Origin of the sequence: Rahnella sp. AN3-3W3 (assembly GCF_003263545.1) — a bacterium.
Taxonomy (GTDB): domain Bacteria; phylum Pseudomonadota; class Gammaproteobacteria; order Enterobacterales; family Enterobacteriaceae; genus Rahnella; species Rahnella variigena.
This window is the reverse complement of sequence record NZ_JYDG01000098.1, coordinates 1-5326: the sequence shown is the minus strand read 5'-3', so window position 1 is coordinate 5326 and position 5326 is coordinate 1. Positions and strand designations below refer to the sequence as shown.

Here is a 5326-nt window from a genome sequence, read left to right as displayed (position 1 = left end):
CCATTAATACCCCACCCCAGCCCTCCCCTTCGCAGGGGAGGGAGCAGATCGGTATTCTTACTCATCTCTGTTAGAAAACTGAGAGAGTGACATCAAATCACCGCGCTTCTCGGCGCAAACACAAACCCGATATCGTTCTCGATCATCGCGGCCACCAGTTCAAATCCACCGTTTGGCTTAGCCTGGGCGAACTCCAGTTCGCTGGTAAACACCGGGCTGACCCAAAACTGATTCACCGGATCGCCGTAAATCTTCGGCAAACGCATTTTGTCGGCAGGGCCGCAGAGTGCGGAGGAAATCACGTGGCCTTCGAAACCGAGCGGTGCCATGGGTGACATCAGCGTGTGACCTTCGCCGAGCCAGCTCAGTGTGGTCCAGGGAACCTGCGCGTAGCCGGATAATGCACTCGCCATCTGCACGGCGTTTTCTTCGGTGACGTATTCTTTGCCAACTGAAAAAGCCAGCTCGATGCGGCGGTGCTTTTCCGCTTCATCGTTGAAAACAATGTCGATTTGCGGCATCGGGCGGATGCTCATGCCGACGGTGAAGAAGTAATAGTTTTCTTCATCTTCATGCTGGGAAATCGCCATCGGCGGCCAGTTGCCCTGATTGATCAGATAATATTTCAGCGACGGGCCAAAGCGTTCTTCATAGGATTCCAGCAGTTTACGCTGGATTTTCGGCCACGGATTAGTGAACTCATTTTGCCAGTCACGCCAGAAAAGACGGGTCTTTTCCGCCAGTTCACATTGTGTGTTGGTCGAGGCAGAACCCAGCGGGAAAGTCAGCGGATTCTGTTTAATGCAGCCGGCGGAATAACACACCGAATGATCGATATACAAACTCCAGCCGGGGATCACCGCCAGCAACAATCCCTGATACCACAACGCCGCGCCGTCATCGCTTTCATTCCACAGGATCTGAATTTGTGCCGGATCCAGCGGCGCTTCGCCTTCCAGATTCCGGCAATATTGCGCCGCCAGCATCGGGGCCATCCCCTGCTCCATCGCGTCCGTGTCATCGTTTACCGGCGCGGGCACCAGATTGCGTACCCAACAGGCACGCATTTTCGGAAAACGGTCGCGCAAATCTTCACGCGCAAAAATGTAGAAATACACCACGCGGTTATCCTGCTCGACCAGCGCGGTCAGGGTTTGTTTGTCGTTACTGACTTCAGCAACTATGTCGGACTGGCGCATATGACCTCAACATTATCAGGAAGCTTATTATTCCCTGTGATGGTCAGTGTAGAACGGATAAGCCAGCCCGATAACGGGCAATATTCCCAAAAATCCCCGATAAATCATTAAATCAGACGCTTTCTTGTCAAAATATCGACATCAGCGGCAATACATGCGGAACAGTTGTGCCAGATGCGCGGCCATTGGCGTCAGCGTGGTATCACGCCGCTGAATGAGATAGAACGTTGCTTTCGGCAGCGGCAGATCCAAATCTAGCGCCACCAGACTCTGGCCGATCACCGGATCGTTAATCACATCAACGGACAGTACGCTGAGAAAGTCTGTTTTCGCAATCAGGCTGGTGCACGACATAAAGGTTTCGCAGATCACGCTGATATTCGGCTCCGCATCCATTTCATTGAACACTTCGCTGAGCAGTTTGTAATAGCTGCCTCGCGGCGTCGGCATGGTCCAGTCGCAATGTCGCAACTCCTGCATCGACCGGGCGTTTTGCATCGGATGACCGCGTCTTGCCACTACGCGGTACTCTTTATCCATAAGCTTTTCATATAACAGTTCGTTATCAAAGGGTCCCTGATAATAGGTATTCACCGTGAAATCCAGCTCGCCCTGACGCAGTTCGGGGATCATCGATACCAGTTGTCCTTCAGCGATCCGCACCTTCACATCGGGGAATTCGCGGTGAAAACGGTCCACGACTTCCGGCATGATAGTACGCGCGATACTGGCACCCACACCGAGATTCACCCTGCCGCTGGTCCCGCCGAGGCGCTGAGAAATATCTTCCTGTGCGACACGTAGCTCTTCCAGAATCAGGCTTGCGCGCTTAAAAAACGCCTCACCACAGTCAGTTAACGTCACGCCCTGACGACGACGGATAAACAGCCGCGCGCCTAATCCTTCCTCAAGTTCTTTAATCGATTTGGTCAGCGCAGGCTGTGACAAATTCATCGTCCGGCTGGCGGCACGAATACTGCCCTGACGCGCAACCGACACAAACGCCCGTAACTGATGCATTTTAATTTGTGATGGCACGAGATTCTTTGATAACCCCTGATTATCACTAAGAAGATTTTGGCATCTTATATGCCCTGATTGCTTTATGTACATTGAAAATCATCTAAGGCCGCCTTTCGTCGCTTTCTGCACGCTGGCCTGCACTTCCCAAAGCATTAATTTCCTCCTTTCTGCCGCTGCGCGGAAAGCCTGCATGTCTGTACAAAAAGAGAGTCCGTGATGGTTAATGAGATTTCTGAACGTGTAGAAAAGCTGTTCCCTTCCCTGCAAACGCAACGTCGTGACCTGCATAAATACGCAGAATCCGGCTGGCTTGAATTTCGCACCTCCACGCTGGTGGCGGAACGTCTGGAAAAGCTCGGCTATACATTGAAACTCGGTAAAGAAGTGATAGATGCTGATTCACGTATGGGTTTGCCTTCTGACGCCGTGCTGGCTCAACAGGAGCAACGTGCGCTGGAACAGGGCGCGATTGCCCGCTGGATGCCGCATTTCTCCGGCGGTTTTACCGGTATTGTCGCCACGCTGGAAACCGGCCGCCCCGGTCCGGTGATGGGGTTTCGGGTGGATATGGACGCGCTGGATTTAAACGAAGTGCTGGAAGACCAGCACCGTCCGTTCCGCGAAGGATTTGCTTCTGCCAATAACGGCATGATGCACGCCTGCGGGCACGACGGTCATACGACCATTGGTCTCGGACTGGCGGAAGTGCTGATGCAGGTTCGCGACCAGCTGTGCGGCACCCTCAAACTGATTTTCCAGCCCGCCGAAGAAGGTACACGTGGCGCGAAATCGATGGTCGAGGCGGGCGTGGTGGACGATGTGGATTATTTCACCGCCGTGCATATCGGCACCGGCGTACCCGCGAATCACATCGTCTGCGGTAACGATACGTTTATGGCCACCACCAAACTCGACGTGCGTTTCACCGGCGTCGCTTCTCATGCGGGCGGCAAGCCGGAAGACGGTCGCAACGCCCTCCTCGCAGCGGCTCAGGCTACGCTCGGCTTACACGCGATCCCGCGTCACAGCGGCGGTGATTCACGCATCAATGTCGGCGTTTTACAGGCCGGTACCGGGCGCAATGTGGTGCCTTCCAGCGCCACGATGAAAGTGGAAACGCGTGGCACCACCAATGAAGTAAACGAATTTATTTACCAGCAGGCGCTGAAAGTGATTTCCGGCGCAGCCGAAATGCATCAGGTGAAATTCGACATCACCCTGATGGGCGCGGCGCAAAGCAGCACGCCAACGCCAGCCTGGGTGAATTACATCCACCGGCAGGCGGAAAAACTCGGCGAATTCGAACAGATCATAGACCGTCAGGAAGGCGCGGCCGGTTCGGAAGATGCCACGTACATGATGGAACGCGTGAAATCCCGCGGCGGCGAAGCCTCTTATGTGATTTTCGGTACCGACCTTAGCGCAGGCCATCACAATGAACTGTTTGATTTCGATGAAAAAGTGATGATGCAGGGCATCAAAACGCTGGCAGCACTGGCGCTGAATATCACTGAATTCAAAGGAGATAACTGATGGCTGATCAACAAAATATTGTCAATTTTATCAATGACTTTATCGATAACCAGCAGCCCGCGCTGGCAGAAATCAGTGATGCCATCTGGGACCATCCTGAAACCCGCTTTGTCGAATCCTTCTCTTCTGCATTACTGGCCGACAAACTCGACGCCAGCGGATTTACTGTTGAGCGCGGCGTCGGTGGTATGGAAACGGCGTTTGTCGCCAGCTTCGGCAGCGGCAAACCGGTGATCGCCCTGCTCGGCGAATTCGATGCGCTGGCCGGTTTAAGCCAGAAAGCCGGTTGCGATGTGGCTCAGCCATTGATTGAAAACGGCAACGGCCACGGTTGCGGCCATAATCTGCTGGGGACGGCGGCACTCGGCGGGGCGCTGGCAGTGAAAGCCTGGATGGAACGTGAAAACATTCAGGGCACGGTGCGTTTTTACGGCTGTCCGGGCGAAGAAGGCGGATCCGGCAAAACCTTTATGGCGCGCGAAGGGTTGTTCGATGACGTCGATGCCGCGCTGACCTGGCATCCGGAAACCTACAGCGGCATGTTCAGCAACCAGACGCTGGCCAATATTCAGGCGTCGTTCAGCTTTAAAGGCGTGTCCTCACACGCCGCCGCCGCGCCACATCTGGGCCGCAGCGCGCTGGATGCCCTGACGCTGATGAATACCGGCGCGAACTTCCTCCGTGAGCACATCATTCAGGAAGCGCGCCTGCATTACGCGATCACCAACGCGGGCGGGATTTCGCCAAACGTGGTGCAGGCAGACGCCGAAGTGCTGTATCTGGTCCGCGCGCCGCAAATGGATCAGGCACAGGCGATTTTCGACCGCGTAGTGGATATTGCCAAGGGTGCGGCGCTGATGACCGGCACAAAAATGTCGATGCGCTTTGATAAAGCCTGTTCCAACTACGTGCCTAACCGCACGCTGGAAAGCGCCATGTATCAGTACGTTCAGGCTTTCGGCACACCGCATTATACCGACGGAGAGCGGGCGTTTGCGGCGTCGATTCATGCCACGCTGAGCGAACAGGATATCGATAATAATCTGCTGAATATCTCCCGCACCAGCGGCGCAGAAGGCATCGAATTCGCCGAAACCCTGCGCCATTCCCCGCTGACAGACTCTGTTGCTCCGTATGCCCCGAACGGCAATATCCTCTACGGCTCAACCGACGTCGGTGATGTGAGCTGGCTGGTGCCGACGGCGCAGTGTTTCAGCCCGTGTTTTGCCGTCGGTTCGCCGCTGCATACCTGGCAGATTGTGTCGCAGGGGCGGACCTCCATCGCCCATAAAGGCATGTGTCTGGCGGCAAAAGTCATGTCCTCAACCGCAATTGAACTGTTCACTCAGCCGGATTTACTGGCGGCCTGTCAGAAAGAGCGAGATGTACAACGCGCACGACGCCCGTATCAGTGCCCGATCCCGGCTGGTGTGAAACCTTCGCCATTGAAATAAATCACAGGTGTCAGTTAATGAAATAAACCGCTCATTCGCGCCCCGTTCCGGCCCGGATGAGCGGCATAAATATAAAAAAAGACAAACACGACAGAGGGTTAACAGATGAGTATTCAG

General features: G+C 54.8%; 4 protein-coding genes. 2 read left to right on the top strand and 2 right to left on the bottom strand.

The features are described from left to right. Positions 1-92: 92 nt before the first annotated feature. Both UC15_RS21550 and UC15_RS21545 read right to left on the bottom strand, forming a co-directional pair. Positions 93-1199, bottom strand: a complete 1107-nt coding sequence (locus tag UC15_RS21550) for a suppressor of fused domain protein (protein WP_112290835.1) — start codon at positions 1197-1199, stop codon at positions 93-95. A gap of 141 nt (positions 1200-1340) precedes the next feature. Continuing rightward, on the bottom strand, positions 1341-2237 hold the full coding sequence (locus UC15_RS21545) for a LysR family transcriptional regulator (RefSeq protein ID WP_112290833.1): 897 nt from the start codon (positions 2235-2237) through the stop codon (positions 1341-1343). 201 nt (positions 2238-2438) lie between these two features. Between UC15_RS21545 and UC15_RS21540 the strand changes: the two genes are divergently transcribed. Next, positions 2439-3755 (top strand): M20 family metallo-hydrolase, encoded by a 1317-nt coding sequence (locus tag UC15_RS21540; RefSeq protein ID WP_112290831.1) that lies wholly within the window; start codon positions 2439-2441, stop codon positions 3753-3755. Then, positions 3755-5209, top strand: a complete 1455-nt coding sequence (locus tag UC15_RS21535; protein ID WP_112290830.1) for a M20 family metallopeptidase — start codon at positions 3755-3757, stop codon at positions 5207-5209. Before UC15_RS21540 ends, UC15_RS21535 begins: the two co-directional genes overlap by 1 nt. Positions 5210-5326: the final 117 nt, after the last annotated feature.

What these genes read in the sequence shown, in the direction of transcription:
- UC15_RS21550 (WP_112290835.1), bottom strand. Translation starts at nt 1,199, where the DNA reads ATGCGCCAGTCCGACATAGTTGCTGAAGTCAGTAACGACAAACAAACC.
- UC15_RS21540 (WP_112290831.1), top strand. Translation starts at nt 2,439, where the DNA reads ATGGTTAATGAGATTTCTGAACGTGTAGAAAAGCTGTTCCCTTCCCTG.
- UC15_RS21535 (WP_112290830.1), top strand. Translation starts at nt 3,755, where the DNA reads ATGGCTGATCAACAAAATATTGTCAATTTTATCAATGACTTTATCGAT.